Origin of the sequence: Pseudomonas sp. EA_65y_Pfl1_P113 (genome assembly GCF_963970525.1) — a bacterium.
Lineage (GTDB): Bacteria > Pseudomonadota > Gammaproteobacteria > Pseudomonadales > Pseudomonadaceae > Aquipseudomonas > Aquipseudomonas tritici.
This window is the reverse complement of the sequence record NZ_CAXAQM010000051.1, coordinates 19,361-33,515: the sequence shown is the minus strand read 5'-3', so window position 1 is coordinate 33,515 and position 14,155 is coordinate 19,361. Positions and strand designations below refer to the sequence as shown.

The 14,155-nt window shown below is 58.3% G+C and carries 18 protein-coding genes and 2 pseudogenes; 10 read left to right on the top strand and 10 right to left on the bottom strand.

Annotated elements, in window-relative coordinates; all coding sequences use genetic code 11:
• From AACY52_RS26955 to AACY52_RS26935, 5 genes and pseudogenes are all read left to right on the top strand, one after another.
• Positions 1–115 (top strand): transposase (locus tag AACY52_RS26955; RefSeq protein WP_143497295.1); only part of this gene is annotated, 115 nt, incomplete at its 5' end.
• Positions 116–120: 5 nt separating this feature from the next.
• Positions 121–345: pseudogene (locus tag AACY52_RS26950) on the top strand (5-oxoproline transporter, DUF969 family subunit); the annotation flags it as partial.
• Positions 342–1,292 carry a DUF979 domain-containing protein gene (locus tag AACY52_RS26945; protein ID WP_339471281.1) on the top strand — a complete coding sequence of 317 codons (951 nt, stop codon included), beginning with the start codon at positions 342–344 and terminating at the stop codon, positions 1,290–1,292. The pseudogene AACY52_RS26950 and the gene AACY52_RS26945, both read left to right, overlap by 4 nt.
• A 7-nt stretch (positions 1,293–1,299) precedes the next feature.
• A complete protein-coding gene (gene pcp, locus AACY52_RS26940) occupies positions 1,300–1,929 on the top strand; it encodes a pyroglutamyl-peptidase I (protein WP_339471280.1) in 630 nt (209 codons plus the stop codon).
• A 63-nt stretch (positions 1,930–1,992) separates the two neighbouring features.
• Positions 1,993–2,439, top strand: a complete 447-nt coding sequence (locus AACY52_RS26935; protein ID WP_339560990.1) for an anti-virulence regulator CigR family protein — start codon at positions 1,993–1,995, stop codon at positions 2,437–2,439.
• Positions 2,440–2,450: 11 nt separating this feature from the next.
• Here AACY52_RS26935 and AACY52_RS26930 read toward each other — a convergent pair whose 3' ends face one another.
• The 4 genes and pseudogenes from AACY52_RS26930 to AACY52_RS26915 form a co-directional block, all read right to left on the bottom strand.
• Positions 2,451–3,851: a heavy metal sensor histidine kinase gene (locus AACY52_RS26930; RefSeq protein WP_339420620.1), complete on the bottom strand. Its 1,401-nt coding sequence runs from the start codon at positions 3,849–3,851 to the stop codon at positions 2,451–2,453.
• Positions 3,848–4,519 (bottom strand): heavy metal response regulator transcription factor, encoded by a 672-nt coding sequence (locus AACY52_RS26925; protein ID WP_339456962.1) that lies wholly within the window; start codon positions 4,517–4,519, stop codon positions 3,848–3,850. The genes AACY52_RS26930 and AACY52_RS26925 overlap by 4 nt, the downstream gene beginning before the upstream one ends.
• A gap of 42 nt (positions 4,520–4,561) precedes the next feature.
• On the bottom strand, positions 4,562–4,807 hold the full coding sequence (locus tag AACY52_RS26920) for a DUF2790 domain-containing protein (RefSeq protein ID WP_339420622.1): 246 nt from the start codon (positions 4,805–4,807) through the stop codon (positions 4,562–4,564).
• A 92-nt stretch (positions 4,808–4,899) separates the two neighbouring features.
• Positions 4,900–5,226: pseudogene (locus AACY52_RS26915) on the bottom strand (alpha/beta fold hydrolase); the annotation flags it as partial.
• A 205-nt stretch (positions 5,227–5,431) separates the two neighbouring features.
• On the opposite strand from AACY52_RS26915, the gene AACY52_RS26910 reads away from it, so the two are divergent.
• Positions 5,432–6,109 carry an HAD family hydrolase gene (locus AACY52_RS26910; RefSeq protein WP_339420623.1) on the top strand — a complete coding sequence of 226 codons (678 nt, stop codon included), beginning with the start codon at positions 5,432–5,434 and terminating at the stop codon, positions 6,107–6,109.
• 20 nt (positions 6,110–6,129) lie between these two features.
• Here AACY52_RS26910 and AACY52_RS26905 read toward each other — a convergent pair whose 3' ends face one another.
• The 3 genes from AACY52_RS26905 to csrA all read right to left on the bottom strand — a co-directional run bounded on the left by AACY52_RS26905 (position 6,130) and on the right by csrA (position 7,164).
• Entirely contained in the window at positions 6,130–6,423 is a 294-nt protein-coding gene (locus AACY52_RS26905) for a hypothetical protein (RefSeq protein ID WP_339439322.1), read from the bottom strand.
• Between the two features lie 95 nt (positions 6,424–6,518).
• The gene (locus AACY52_RS26900; protein WP_339437344.1) at positions 6,519–6,758 is read right to left on the bottom strand and encodes a hypothetical protein; all 240 of its coding nucleotides are present in this window, start codon (positions 6,756–6,758) and stop codon (positions 6,519–6,521) included.
• A 211-nt stretch (positions 6,759–6,969) separates the two neighbouring features.
• The gene (gene csrA, locus AACY52_RS26895; protein WP_003192511.1) at positions 6,970–7,164 is read right to left on the bottom strand and encodes a carbon storage regulator CsrA; all 195 of its coding nucleotides are present in this window, start codon (positions 7,162–7,164) and stop codon (positions 6,970–6,972) included.
• 263 nt (positions 7,165–7,427) lie between these two features.
• Here csrA and AACY52_RS26890 point away from each other — a divergent pair, with 263 nt between their 5' ends.
• Complete coding sequence (locus AACY52_RS26890) at positions 7,428–7,793, top strand: SPOR domain-containing protein (RefSeq protein WP_339420641.1); 366 nt, start codon at positions 7,428–7,430, stop codon at positions 7,791–7,793.
• 31 nt (positions 7,794–7,824) lie between these two features.
• Here the strand turns inward: AACY52_RS26890 and AACY52_RS26885 are convergent, their stop codons facing one another.
• From AACY52_RS26885 to AACY52_RS26875, 3 genes are all read right to left on the bottom strand, one after another.
• Positions 7,825–8,514 carry an endonuclease I family protein gene (locus AACY52_RS26885; RefSeq protein WP_339420626.1) on the bottom strand — a complete coding sequence of 230 codons (690 nt, stop codon included), beginning with the start codon at positions 8,512–8,514 and terminating at the stop codon, positions 7,825–7,827.
• Between the two features lie 4 nt (positions 8,515–8,518).
• Complete coding sequence (locus tag AACY52_RS26880) at positions 8,519–8,770, bottom strand: DUF1654 domain-containing protein (RefSeq protein WP_082224448.1); 252 nt, start codon at positions 8,768–8,770, stop codon at positions 8,519–8,521.
• A gap of 189 nt (positions 8,771–8,959) precedes the next feature.
• Positions 8,960–10,048, bottom strand: a complete 1,089-nt coding sequence (locus tag AACY52_RS26875; protein ID WP_339420628.1) for an asparaginase — start codon at positions 10,046–10,048, stop codon at positions 8,960–8,962.
• Positions 10,049–10,610: 562 nt separating this feature from the next.
• Here AACY52_RS26875 and AACY52_RS26870 point away from each other — a divergent pair.
• From AACY52_RS26870 to AACY52_RS26860, 3 genes are read left to right on the top strand one after another with little or no spacing between them, the layout of a single operon-like run.
• A complete protein-coding gene (locus AACY52_RS26870) occupies positions 10,611–11,570 on the top strand; it encodes a sugar ABC transporter substrate-binding protein (RefSeq protein ID WP_049712409.1) in 960 nt (319 codons plus the stop codon).
• Positions 11,571–11,627: 57 nt separating this feature from the next.
• The gene (locus tag AACY52_RS26865; protein ID WP_339456956.1) at positions 11,628–13,181 is read left to right on the top strand and encodes a sugar ABC transporter ATP-binding protein; all 1,554 of its coding nucleotides are present in this window, start codon (positions 11,628–11,630) and stop codon (positions 13,179–13,181) included.
• A complete protein-coding gene (locus AACY52_RS26860; protein ID WP_339437341.1) occupies positions 13,178–14,155 on the top strand; it encodes an ABC transporter permease in 978 nt (325 codons plus the stop codon). Before AACY52_RS26865 ends, AACY52_RS26860 begins: the two co-directional genes overlap by 4 nt.

Here is a 14,155-nt window from a genome sequence, read left to right as displayed (position 1 = left end):
TCAGTTGGAAGGAATAAACAATCGAATAAAGGTCATCAAACGAATGGCGTACGGTTACCGGGACAGCGAGTTCTTCTTCATGAAGATCAAGAGCGTCTTTCCCGGCAATCCGTGAAGAACCTTTTTTTTGGTGAAGACATCTTTGTCGCCTTTGGCGCCATCGCATTGATGCACACCTTCCTGCTCGGCTCAGGGATTGATGTGGAACCTCTGCACATCGCGGTGTGGGGCATTCCTACGGCGATCTGCGCGTTTATTATCCATGCAATCCGTCTGCATCGGTTTGACCGAAGGCTCACCCGTGAGATGACGTCTGCCGCCACCCCCGTGGAGGCCGCGCAATGATCATTTCCATTCAATACCTCTACTGGCTAGCCGGGGTTCTGCTGTTGATCACGGCGGGCATGATCGTGATGGACAGAACCCATCCCAAGCGCTGGTCCAGTGCGTTGTTCTGGCTGTTGTTCGCCATTCCGTTCCTGATCGGTGAACGCTTGCCGTCGGTGGTTATCGGTGTCGGCATCGTGGTCATGGCATTGATCGCCGGCATGGGCGGCGTCGGACGTGGCAAGCATGTTGAGCTGCATGAAAAGGCTTCGCGTGCCAGTGCCGGTCGGCTGGGTCACAAACTGTTTATCCCTGCGTTGGCCATCCCCCTGACCACGGTGATCGGCTCGGTGTTGCTCAAACACACCGAAATCGGCGGCACACCGCTGTTGGACCCGAAAAACACCACCTTCGTCTCCCTCGGCATCGGCTGCCTGATCGCCCTCGGCCTTGCCTGCTGGCTGACCCGCGATACGCCGGTACAAGCCTTGCGCGAATCCCGCCGCCTCACAGAAGCCCTGGGCTGGGCCATGGTGCTGCCGCAAATGCTGGCGATGCTCGGCTTGCTGTTCAACGAAGCTGGGGTCGGCACGGCTGTAGCGCATGTCACTACCACCTATATCAACCTGGATTTCAAGTTGGTGGCGGTGATGGTCTACGTGTTGGGCATGGCTTTGTTTACAGTGATCATGGGGAACGGCTTCGCGGCGTTTCCGGTGATGACTGGCGGCGTCGGCGTGCCGGTACTGGTGGGAATCTACGGCGGTAACCCGGCGGTGATGGCAGCGATCGGCATGTTCTCCGGCTACTGCGGGACCTTGATGACGCCCATGGCCGCCAACTTCAATATTGTGCCGGCTGCGTTACTGGAGCTGCCGGACAAGAACGCGGTGATCAAGGCCCAATTGCCGACCGCGCTGATGATGCTGGTGGTCAATATCGTACTGCTTTACCTGTTGATGTGAGGTCGAGATGCAAACTGTACTGCTGACGGGCTTCGAGCCCTTTGATCAAGACCCGGTGAATCCTTCCTGGGAAGCTGTGCGCCAACTGGATGGCGTGCTGCTGGGAAGCGATGTGCAGATTGTCGCGCGTCGGCTGCCTTGCGCCTTTGCGACCGCTGGCGAGTGCCTGACCCAGTTGATCGATGAGCTGCACCCGGCGATGGTGATCGCCACCGGTCTGGGGCCGGGGCGTAGCACTATCTCGATGGAGCGGGTGGCGATCAACATTAACGATGCACGCATCCCCGATAATCTGGGCGAGCAGCCTATCGATACGGCAGTCTTGGCTGGCGGCCCGGCAGCCTACTTCACGACGCTGCCGATCAAGGCGATGGTCAAGGCTGTGGGCAAAGCCGGAATTGCGGCATCGGTATCGCAAACAGCAGGCACCTTTGTGTGCAATCAGGTGTTCTATCGGCTGCAGCACCAGTTGGCGGGGTCGGGCGTGCGCAGTGGCTTTATCCATGTGCCTGATGTTTACGGGGCATGCCAGCCGCCGATGGTGCTGTCGACCCTGGTCGAGGGGTTGCGCATCGCGGTGTCTGCGGCATGGCAAACCTCGACGGATATAGTCGAAGTGGGCGGTCAGGTCAGTTGAGGGCTGGGCGTGAGCGCCAACCTTCAACTACAGTTCAGGGGCACCCACTCCACGGTAATCGCCATGATCAAGTCTCTGAAATGCGTGTCTGTCGTGCTTTCGCTTTTCTTGTTTGCTGGCAGTGGTATGGCCCTGGCCGATCCTGGTAATGGCAAGGGGCAGGGGAACAATAAAGGCAATAGCTCGGTCGGGCAGGGGCATGACAAACCCAAAGGCAAAGGCGCATCGGGTAGTCACGCCCCCAGTGTCGATCGAGGCAGGGTACTGAATGTATTGGGTGGCTACCGCAACTACTGGAGCCCGGGGCCAGCCTTGCCCCCCGGTATCCAGAAGAACCTCGCGCGCGGTAAGCCATTACCGCCGGGCATCGCCAAAAAACTGGATGGTCGTTTATTGGGCCAGTTGCCCCGTTATGATGGGTATGAATGGCAGCAAGCAGGTACCGATCTGATATTGGTGACCATTGCGTCGGGCATCATTTACGAAGTACTCAATGGCGCCTTTGACTGACGGGGCAAACGTTACGCCACGCGTCCTGGGAAAAACAGCTCAAAGCAGGTCACGCCATCGTGGCTGCTCACGCTGTACCGCCCGCTATGCAACTGCATGATGGTCGCCACAATCGACAAGCCCAACCCATTGGATTGGGCGGAGCGTTCTCGTGATTCATCCACCCGGTAAAACCGTTCGAACAGTCGCGGCAGATGCTCGGCCGCTATGGTTTCGCCTTGGTTGCTGACCTTCAGGTAAATGCCCTCGGCATCAGGAACCGCCTGAATCAACAACTCAGTCCCCGGCGCACCATATTTGATGGCATTGGCGCACAGGTTCGCCAGCGCCCTGCGCAGTAACATCGGCTCCGCCCAGATCACCCCTTCACCTCTGGCCTGAATGCTGATGTCCACATCGCCCGCCAAGCCTTCAAAGTACTCGGCAATGCGTTCAACCTCATCCGTGGCACTGAGCTCCTGGCGTTGACGCAGGGCGCTGGCCGGGTCGGTGCGGGCCAGGAACAGCATGTTGTCGAGCATCCGTGCCAGGCGTTCAAGCTCTTCGACATTGGACGCCAGGAGTTGCTGATAGCTTTCGATGCTGCGGCTCTGTTGCAGGGCGACTTGGGTTTCGCCCAGCAGGTTATTGATTGGCGTGCGCAGTTCGTGGGCCATGTCGGTGGACACCTGGCCCAGTTGCACAAAGCCCTTGGCCAGCCGCTCAAGCATGGTGTTGAACGAATCAATCATCGGCAGCAGTTCTTTCGGTGCGCCATGGCTATCGAGGCGTTCGGCGAGGTTGCCGACGCCAATGCCCTGGGCGTGTCGGGCCAGGCGGCGCAACGGTAAGAGCCCGCGATGAACAAGCAGGTAACCGACCACTGCCAGGAGGATTGCGGCAATACTCGCCAAGATATAAACGCTCAAGCGATAGCTGGCGAGCACCGCGGTGCGCTCGGTCATCAGGCGCCCGCTGGTGACTTGCAGGCTGCCCAGGTCGCCGGAGTCGATGGAGGCGGCGACGGTGGAGAAGGGCACGCCATTCACGCCAGGCAGATGGTGCACGTCGGCGAGTCCCAGCGCGTGATCCTTCGCGACGGGTGGCACAGACGGCAAATCGATATTACCCGGGTTCACCAGCAGCAGCGGTTTTTGTCCCGGCGCGGCAATGCTCAGTACCGACTCGTGGTTACCCAGCATGTTCTGGAACAGTTCCGGCTTGGTCTTGATCAGGTCGAGCGTGTTGCTGTCGTTGAGCAAGTTGCGCAGTTGATCGACACGGGAAATCAATGCGGCATCGTCGCGCATGATCAGTTCCCGTTCGAGCTCGCGGTACAGCGCCACGCCTAGGGTAGCCAGCAGGGCGAAGGCGAGCAGCGCGAAGATCAACGCCAGGCGCAGGGTCAAGGAGTAATGACTGCGCCTGCTCATGGCTGGGTATCGAAGCGGTAGCCGATGCCCCGCACACTGTGAATCAGCTTGAGCTGGAACGGGTCGTCGATTTTCAAGCGCAGGCGTCGCACGGCCACGTCTACTACGTTGGTGTCGCTGTCGAAGTTCATGTCCCACACACGCGAGGCGATCAGCGAACGGGACAGCACCTGGTCCTGATGGGTCGCGAACAGGTGCAGCAGGGCGAACTCTTTGTTGGTCAGGGTGATGCGTGTGCCCGCGCGGGTGACGCGGCGCTTTAGCACGTCGATGTGCAGGTCGGCGATCTGTAGCTGCTCCTCTTCCCGGCTCGGGCCGCGGCGCGTCAGGGTACGCAAACGCGCCACCAATTCAGCGAAGGAAAACGGCTTGATCAGGTAATCATCGGCGCCCAATTCCAGGCCCTTGATGCGGTCGGCAATGTCGTCGCGGGCTGTAAGGAAAAGCACTGGCGTGTCGGCTTCCTTGCGCAGACGGCGCAGCACTTCCCAACCGTCCATTTTCGGCATCATCACATCCAGCACGATGACGTCGAACGGCGTTTCCAGGGCTTGGTGCAAGCCATCCGCGCCGTCACGGGCGAGGCTGACGGAATAACCCAGCTCCTGAAGGCCGTTGAGCAGGTAGTTGCCGGCTTTGGGTTCGTCTTCGACTACAAGAATGTTCATGGGAAGTGCCTTGTCTCTATGCGTGGCGCAAGTGTAGCCCGATCAATTGTCACTAGGGCAACCGGTGGCCAGGACCTGGTAGTCCAACACGTGTTCACGGCCCTGGCTGTCCAGGTAGTTGAGTTGCGCCGGGACAATGCCGCATCGGCCGTAGGTGTCGGTGCTCGACAGTACTTTGGCCACATCCAGGTGCACGAAGAAGCCGGTTTTGTCGTGGATCACGGGTTCGGCAGCAAACACAGAACCGGTTGCGAGCAGAGCGGCAAAGCCGAGGATAAACAGTTTCATGACGGTATCTCTCTAAAAGGGTTGGCTGTCACGTCGTGGCAGTGAGTACACGGTAACCAGCCGTCCCGAACAGCCCACCAACAGGATGATGACAAGTTTGTAATGCGGGGCTCAGGGTTGACGCCGGCGTAGGAATGGCCGACCAGCACGGTAGGGCCGTCTTGTTGGTCCAGTACGCGGTTGGTGGCGGCGACGTCTTCGGCCGCCGAGGTCAGCGGGTTCTGCACGGCGGTAACGTGCAAGCCGGTGGCCTGGAGGCGGGTGATGACCTCGGACCAGCTCGAACCGTCAGCCCATGAGCCATGTACCAGCACCACGTTATTGGCTTTGATCGGTGCGACTGTGCCTGCCATGGCGGTGCCAGTGCCCAGCATCAGCAGGCTGGCGGCGATCAGGCAGAGTTTGCTTGCAGGTTTCATGGTGGACCCTTTTCATCAGGAGGAAGTGGCGTCATCCGGCGTGGGTGACTGACGACTTCGCTGTATGAAGTGAGGGTGCTGCCAAGACTTGCGGCTGCCTTACAAACCTGTAATGCATCCGACGTCGGTTGCGTTTACAAGTGCCGAGGTGATCCGTAGATTGCATCGGGCCGATATTTGTTAAAGCCGATGAGGAAACCAAGCAGTGTCCATCCAAGGTTCAGCTGTATTCAACCGCCGTTACCGTGCCTTTCTATTTGATATGGATGGGACGTTGCTCAATTCCATTGCCGCTGCCGAACGGGTGTGGAGCATCTGGGCTGAACGCCATGGCCTGGATGTGGCAGCGTTTTTGAAGACCATTCACGGTGCTCGTGCGATCGATACCATCACAGGCCAGGCATTGCCAGGCGTCGATCCTGAGGTGGAGGCACAATGGATTACCGAGGCTGAAATCAATGATGTGGACGGTGTTGTTGCGATCCCCGGCGCGGTCACGTTTTTGAATAGCCTGCCGGGTGATCAGTGGGCGCTGGTCACTTCCGCACCCAGGGAACTGGCGTTGCGCCGGCTGCAAGCGGCAGGTATTGCGCCGCCGGCGGTGCTGGTGACCGCTGAAGATGTTGCCGTCGGCAAGCCGAACCCCGCGTGTTACGTGCTGGGCGCGCAACGCCTGGGTGTGCCGGTGCAGGATTGTCTGGTGTTTGAAGACGCGGCGGTAGGCATCCGGGCGGCAGAGGCAGCAGGGGCGGATGTGATGGTCGTGACGTCGACACATCACACGCCTATGGTCACCGAGCATCCTTCGATTGACGGGTATGAACCGTTGAAGGTGCAGTGCGACGCAGACGGCTTGTTGTATGTGCAGAGCGGTGCTGCCTGACACAAAAAAGGCCGAGCCCGTTAACGGCCTCGGCCTTGTTCGGCAATGGCTGGATCGGGCGGCTGCATCCGATCATTCCTCATGCCTTGGCGTGACAGCACCATCTCCCGGAGAACTTCATTGGCCAGCCGCGCGATTGCTTCGGCGCCCTGATAATGGGCGCGTACGATCCCGGTAATTGCAAAGTGGTCGGTTTCCGGGCCGCTGAGCACTGCCGAAAGCGTTCCGTCCGCATGCAATGTGCAAGTCACTTGATAGCTGGACAGGCGGGCTGCCAGTGCGGACTCGATTTTCGATTTACTCAGGGTATCCATCTTGCTTCAGCCCCTTTTACTGATCATGCACACGCAAGCATAGGTCGAGTTGTAGCGCTGTAAATACTGGCGATCTGATAGCGACGAATGCGGTATCAGCGTGTCATTTTTTGGCACAACCGACGTTGCACGGCCCGCTGGATAGGTTTGAGGCAAAACAGGAACAGGTAGCCGCCGAGCAGCAGCGCCAGGTCCAGCCACGAGTGGGGGTCGGTGGAGCCAGTGCCTTCGATTGCGTACCTCAAGCCATAGGTCAGCCCGGCGAAGAACAACCCTATCAATAGGGCGATCAACCAAGACCTGTAGGCAAATGGGGGGGTGGTCGTAGGCCTCATTGACGTGCTCCTGAATGCACACGAATGGCTAGAGTCAGTCAGGAGATTCGGCCGTGAATGAAAGAGCAAGTTCCAAGCGTGAAGACAGTTTCATCTTTTCCACGAAGATGAACACATTGGCGACGTCACTCACGCAATAAAGACAAAAGCAGTTCCAAGGAGTTTTCGCCAGCCGTTACAGTGAACGAAAGGGCTGGCTACTGAAGGCACTTCAAGGCGTTTGGTTTTTGTCCGGAGCAGTCAGGCCGGCCTGGATGCGCTGGTAGATCTCCTCGCGATGCACGGCAACATCCTTGGGGGCGTTGATGCCGATTCGTACTTGCTGGCCGCTGACGCCCAGAATGGTGATCGTGATGTCATCACCGATGTTTATGCTTTCACCAACTTTGCGGGTGAGTATAAGCATGGACTTCTCCTTGATTACTTTTAAGGACACATGTTTCAGACAGGGCAGGTGTCGGATGTGTGTAGCGTACTGCTTAGCGCTTCCCTGTGACTGCCTCTTTTTAGGACGCATAGAGGCGACATTAATTCCCATGGCGGCATCATACAGGTCTGCGATACATCATTCGCATTGTTTAATCCAACGTTTATGACGGCCAGAATAGACAGCGAATGATAAAGTCGCCTCTTTATCTTTAAAGGAGCAGGGCAGTGCGTAAAGTAGCGATGGCAATTGCGGTGTTGGCACTGGCCGGTTGCGGTGAAGGCAAAAGCGTCGATGCGCCAAAGGCCAAGCCTGTCGTGACCGAAAGCCAGCCCCAGACCGGCGCGATTGCCGCCCAGGAATGGGACGTGCGGGTTGGCCCGCCGGACCACAAGTTGCAGGCGATTACCGACCTCACGGCCTGGTTGCTGGAACATGGTTTCAATTTTTACATCGTGAAGGTAGACGGCAAGGACGACGTACTGCTGGGGCCGTTTGCAACCAAGGCCGAAGCCGAAGCCAAGCAGACGCTGCTCAACGAGAAAATGGCCCGAGCCAAGAAAACCGATACTGTTTCAGAAATCATTGAACACAAGGCTACGCAGTAACGACTTGGATGGGCGGGGTTTCCGCCCTTCTTCAACCGCAGGCTTTAAGGTTTACCGGGCCGACAAATTCATTGCCGCGTCCCATCACGCACGCCACGGTCTGGTTGCGCTGACGTTCCCAGGACTGCACCGGGTAGGTCTTGTTCCAAGCTTCGTATAACTGTCGATCCTGTTTCGACAGGCGCAAGCCGTATCGCTTGCTCATGTAGAAATACGTGCGAGCGATCATTCCCCGAATGGAAGGGCGTGGCATCACCTTCTTCGCCTTGAAGTCCACCTGGGTCAGGCATGAGCCGTACTGCCCGCTTTGCACCGGCAGCCAGCCAAAACTGAAGTTATTACGGTCACCATTGACCTCGCCTATGCTCGGCACCAAGTTGTGCAGGTCGGCTTCGGCGCGTTTGAACACGTCATCATGGCGCGTGCAGTTCTTGCGCCCGCCGTTCTGCCAGCACTGGCGCTGATGCCCGATCTGCCAGGCCGGAACGATGTGCTCCCACTCGATGCGCGCGGCACGGTTGGCGTTTTTGCGTGGGATGTAGCCACAGGCTTTCAGGTCCACGCGGTTGCCGGTGTATTTGCACCCGCAATAAAACTCGGTGGATTGTGGGGCGTACAGTTTCCACGCGACTTTCTTGGCTTCGCTGAAGGTTCGGGGCGCTTGGGCGTGGGCGGTAACGGCGAAAAACAGGCAACACACAGCGATAAAACGGACACTCATTGAATCAATCTTCCTTCGGCACAACCCAGAAAATCTGCACACCGCCATCGTCCCGATAGGCGAGGGTGACGTTGTCGTTCTCCGCAATTTCCTCTAGCAAGCGCGCCCACTCATCCTCCGGCTCTTCCGGCAAACGGAAAATCAAAGCCGCCTTGGCTTTCTGGGCGTTGGTCGAATTGATGATCTTTTGCACACGAATGGCCAGGCGTTCGTAGGCACCAGGTGGGGTTGGCACTGCGGGAGAGGACTTTGCCACGGAGTATTCCTTAGTTTGCTGTACGCACATACAGTATTTAACTGTAGGCGATTTCGCAACTGCTTAAACTTCAAGAAGTCCGTCTGACAGCAATTCAGGTAATTTGGTGTAGGGCGCAGGTGTTTTTATCGAAGGGTTTGCGAGGAGGCAGGGGCGGGCAAGCCGCTCCTGCCGAGGTATCACCGGGAATCAATACTCCCAGAACATCCGTTGCAGCTCTTTGCTGTCCTGAGTCTTGGTCAGGGCGACCATCGCCAGGATGCGCGCTTTCTGCGGGTTCAGGTCGAGCGCCGCGACCCAGTCGTACTTGTCGTCAGGCTGTTCGGCATTACGCAAAACCATGCCGCCGGCATTGACGTGGGAGGAACGAATGATCTGCACGCCTTGCTTGCGCAGCTCCACCAGTGCAGGTACGACTTTGGACGATACCGAGCCGTTGCCGGTACCGGCGTGGATGATGGCTTTGGCGCCCGCTTGAGCCAGGGCCTTGTAGGCGGTGTCGCTCACGTTGCCATAGCCATAGGCGATCTCGACATCGGGCAGGCTCTTGATGTTTTTGATATCAAACTCCGAGTCCATGGTGTGACGCTTGGCTGGCAAGCGGAACCAGTAGGATTTGCCTTCAACCACCATGCCCAGTGGGCCCCATGGGCTCTTGAACGCTTCGGTCTTGATATTGATCATCTTGCTGACGTCGCGACCCGACTGGATCTCGTCGTTCATGGTAACCAGCACGCCTTTACCGCGTGCCTCTTTGCTGCTGGCCACGGCCACGGCGTTGTACAGGTTGAGCATGCCGTCTGCCGACATCGCGGTGCCTGGACGCATGGAGCCGACCACCACGATGGGCTTGTCGGTCTTTTCTACCAGGTTCAGGAAGTAGGCGGTTTCTTCCAGAGTGTCGGTACCGTGAGTGATCACGATGCCGTCCACGTCCTTGCTGTCAGCCAGTTCGGCGACGCGACGACCCAGTTGCAGCAGGTTTTCATTGTTGATGCTTTCGGACGCAATTTGCATCACTTGCTCGCCGCGTACGTTGGCGATCTGGCTAAGCTCAGGAACACCGGCGATCAATTGCTCAATGCCGACCTTGGCGGCCTGGTAGGTGGCGCTGTTGGCGGCGGAGGCGCCAGCACCGGCAATAGTGCCGCCGGTGGCGAGGATCACCACGTTGGACAGTTTGGTCTTGGTTTCAACGTCCTTTGCCTGGGCGGCAACGGGGAACAGCAGCAGGAGGGCCAACGCGCCCGGAACAAAAGTCTTCAGTGCAGATTTCATTATTTTTCTCTCTGGTTTTTGATGAGTGCTGTAGCAGGTTCATCTAGAACACCCGGGCGGTTCTGAATGCCACGAGGTGGTTGAGTAGAGCAGGATCTGTACCAGGCCGATTGTGCGCGCGGACGTAAAATAACTTATTGATTTGTAAGAATTTATATTCTTTTCGTGGCCTGTTAGACCGAGTGGGCGTCCGGCTTTCCGAACATCGGGCTGTATTGCGTTCGGTTGTCCGAAAAAAGTTGGCGGTCGGTCCTTCGAGTTTGTAGGCGTGGCGCGGCACGGCCTGTCGTTTTAGAGAGCGGCCGGGGAGGGCGGTGTTTAATCACATCCTTTGTCAGGCGCGAGCGAGGTGCTGTATGGCTTGAATGAAAGGCTGCTTTCAACCGTTGACAAATCTCGACAAGGTTCTCATAGTTTGAATAACGCAAACGTTTGCGAGATGTTTCACGTAACACGCCTGAAGTGTCGTGACAGCTCGTATCAGCCGCCCGGGTGGGAAGGCTGCCGAAGCACTCTTCGGTGCAAGCGTTGCTCACAATAATCATAAGATCGGAGTGAACCCATGAAGCTGCCATTCGCTGGACGTCTTCTTGCTGTCGCTGTGCTTGCTGCCGCATCCGCCGCTTTGCCTCTTTCCTCTGCATTTGCTGATGACGCCGCCGCCAAACCCAAGGTCGGCCTGGTCATGAAATCCCTCGCCAATGAATTCTTCGTCACCATGCAAGACGGTGCCAAGGCTTATCAGAAAGATCACGCCGCCGATTTCGACATGATCACCAACGGGATCAAGAACGAAACCGATACCAGCGCGCAGATCGATATCGTGAAGCAGATGATCCTGTCCAAGGTCAATGCCATCGTTATCGCGCCAGCTGACTCCAAGGCGCTGGTGAAAGTGCTGGAGGATGCCTCTAAAGCCGGGATCAAGATCGTCAACATCGACAACCGCCTGGATCCGGCTGTGCTGAAAAGCAAAAACCTCGATATCCCTTTCGTAGGCCCGGATAACCGCAAAGGCGCTAAGCTGGTGGGCGATTACCTGGCCAAGCAACTGGCCTCGGGTGACAAGGTCGGCATTATCGAAGGCGTCCCGACCACAACCAACGCCCAGCAGCGCACAGCTGGCTTCAAGGATGCGATGGACGCTGCCGGCCTGAAGATCGTCTCTACGCAATCCGGTAACTGGGAAATTGACGAAGGCCGCAAAGTGGCTTCCGCCATGCTGAGCGAGTACCCGGACCTCAAGGCCCTGTTGGCCGGTAACGACAACATGGCCCTGGGCGCGGTCTCCGCTGTGCGTGCGGCAGGCAAGGCCGGCAAGGTGCTGGTCGTAGGCTACGACAACATTGAGGCTATCAAGCCGATGCTGCAGGACGGCCGTGTGCTGGCGACCGCCGACCAGGCCGCTGCCCAGCAAGCCGTGTTCGGTATTCAGAACGCGCTCAAGCTGGTCAAGGGCGAGAAAGTCGATTCCAAAGACGGCGTGATCGAAACCCCGGTCGAACTCGTCCTCAAGAAGTAATCCTGGCAGCACCCAACAGCGTCCGCTCGTCCTGAGCGGGCGCCTGGAGATTTTCCTATGTCATCTTCCGCCCCGAACGCTGTCCTCTCGGTCAGCGGTATCGGCAAGACCTATGCCCAACCGGTTCTGTCCGACATCACCCTGACGCTCAATCGTGGTGAAGTGCTGGCGCTGACTGGTGAGAACGGCGCAGGCAAAAGTACCTTGTCGAAGATCATCGGCGGGCTGGTCACACCCACCACCGGGCGCATGCAGTTCAATGGCCAGGACTACCGTCCAGCCAGCCGCACCCAGGCCGAACAGTTGGGCGTGCGCATGGTTATGCAGGAACTCAACCTGCTGCCCACGTTGACCGTGGCCGAAAACCTGTTTCTGGATAACCTGCCCAGCCACTGTGGCTGGATCAGCCGCAAGCAACTGCGCAAGGCTGCGATTGAGGCCATGGCCCAGGTCGGCCTGGACGCCATCGACCCGGATACCTTGGTCGGCACCCTGGGCATTGGCCATCAGCAAATGGTCGAGATCGCCCGCAACCTGATCGGCGATTGCCACGTATTGATCCTCGACGAGCCCACGGCGATGCTTACCGCCCGTGAAGTCGAGATGCTGTTTGAACAAATCACTCGTCTGCAGGCCCGGGGCGTGGCGATCATTTACATTTCACACCGGCTGGAAGAGCTGGCCCGTGTTGCTCAGCGCATTGCAGTGTTGCGCGACGGCAAGTTGGTGTGTGTCGAGCCGATGGCCAATTACAACAGCGAACAACTGGTCACCTTGATGGTCGGTCGTGAACTGGGCGAACACATTGACCTGGGCCCACGCACCATTGGTGGCCCGGCCCTGACGGTAAAAGGCTTGACCCGCTCGGACAAAGTCCGCGACGTGTCCTTTGAAGTGCGCGCAGGTGAGATTTACGGCATTTCCGGCCTGATCGGCGCCGGTCGTACTGAATTGTTACGCCTGATCTTCGGCGCCGACCTTGCCGACAGCGGCACTGTTGCACTCGGTTCGCCGGCTCAAGTGGTGAGCATCCGCTCGCCGGTAGACGCGGTGGGCCATGGCATTGCTTTGATCACCGAGGACCGCAAGGGCGAAGGCCTGCTGCTGACTCAGTCCATCAGCGCCAACATTGCCCTGGGCAACATGCCGGAAATTTCCGGCGGCGGTTTAGTCAACAGCCGCAACGAAACCGCACTGGCCATGCGCCAGATCGATGCCATGCGCATTCGCAGTTCCAGCCCGGCGCAGTTGGTGTCCGAGCTGTCTGGCGGTAACCAACAGAAAGTGGTGATTGGCCGCTGGCTGGAGCGCGATTGCTCGGTGATGCTGTTCGATGAGCCGACTCGCGGTATCGACGTCGGTGCCAAATTCGACATCTATGCCTTGCTCGGCGAATTGACCCGCCAGGGCAAAGCGCTGGTGGTGGTGTCCAGCGATCTGCGTGAACTCATGCTGATCTGTGATCGCATCGGTGTGTTGTCCGCTGGGCGCCTGATCGACACCTTCGAGCGCGACAGCTGGACTCAGGACGAATTGCTCGCCGCCGCCTTTGCCGGCTATCAAAAACATGATGCGCTGCTCAACGACGCAGTGCTTAGGGATACCCCATGAAAACCACCACTTCACCCGGTAAAGCCGGCGGCAACTTCTACGGCCTAGGCACTTACCTGGGCCTGGCGGGCGCTTTGCTGGCGATGATTGCGCTGTTTTCGGTGCTCAGCGACCACTTCCTGTCCTACGCCACCTTCAGCACCCTGGCCAACCAGATTCCGGACCTGATGGTTCTGGCGGTGGGCATGACCTTCATCCTGATCATCGGCGGCATCGACCTGTCAGTGGGCTCGGTGCTGGCACTGGCGGCCTCGGCCGTCAGCGTGGCCATTCTCAGTTGGGGCTGGAGTGTATTGCCGGCCGCAGTGCTGGGTATGGGCTGCGCCGCATTGGCCGGCACCATCACCGGCTCGATCACCGTGGCCTGGCGCATTCCTTCATTTATCGTGTCCCTCGGCGTGCTGGAAATGGCCCGTGGTGTGGCGTACCAGATGACCGGATCGCGCACGGCTTACATCGGTGATTCGTTTGCCTGGCTGTCCAACCCGATTGTCCTTGGTATCTCACCGTCGTTCATCATTGCCTTGCTGGTGATCATCGCCGCGCAGCTTGTACTGACGCGTACTGTGTTTGGTCGCTATCTGATCGGTATCGGCACCAACGAAGAAGCCGTGCGCCTGGCTGGGATCAATCCCAAGCCTTACAAGATCCTGGTGTTCAGCCTCATGGGCCTGCTGGCCGGTGTGGCGGCGTTGTTCCAGATCTCGCGCCTTGAAGCGGCGGACCCGAACGCGGGTTCCGGCCTGGAGCTGCAAGTGATCGCTGCGGTGGTCATCGGTGGTACCAGCCTGATGGGCGGGCGTGGTTCGGTGATCAGTACTTTTTTTGGTGTGTTGATTATTTCGGTATTGGCCGCTGGCCTTGCGCAGATCGGTGCCACGGAACCCACTAAGCGCATCATCACCGGTGCCGTGATCGTGATTGCCGTGGTTCTGGATACCTACCGCAGCCAGCGCGCCAGTCGGCGAGGCTGA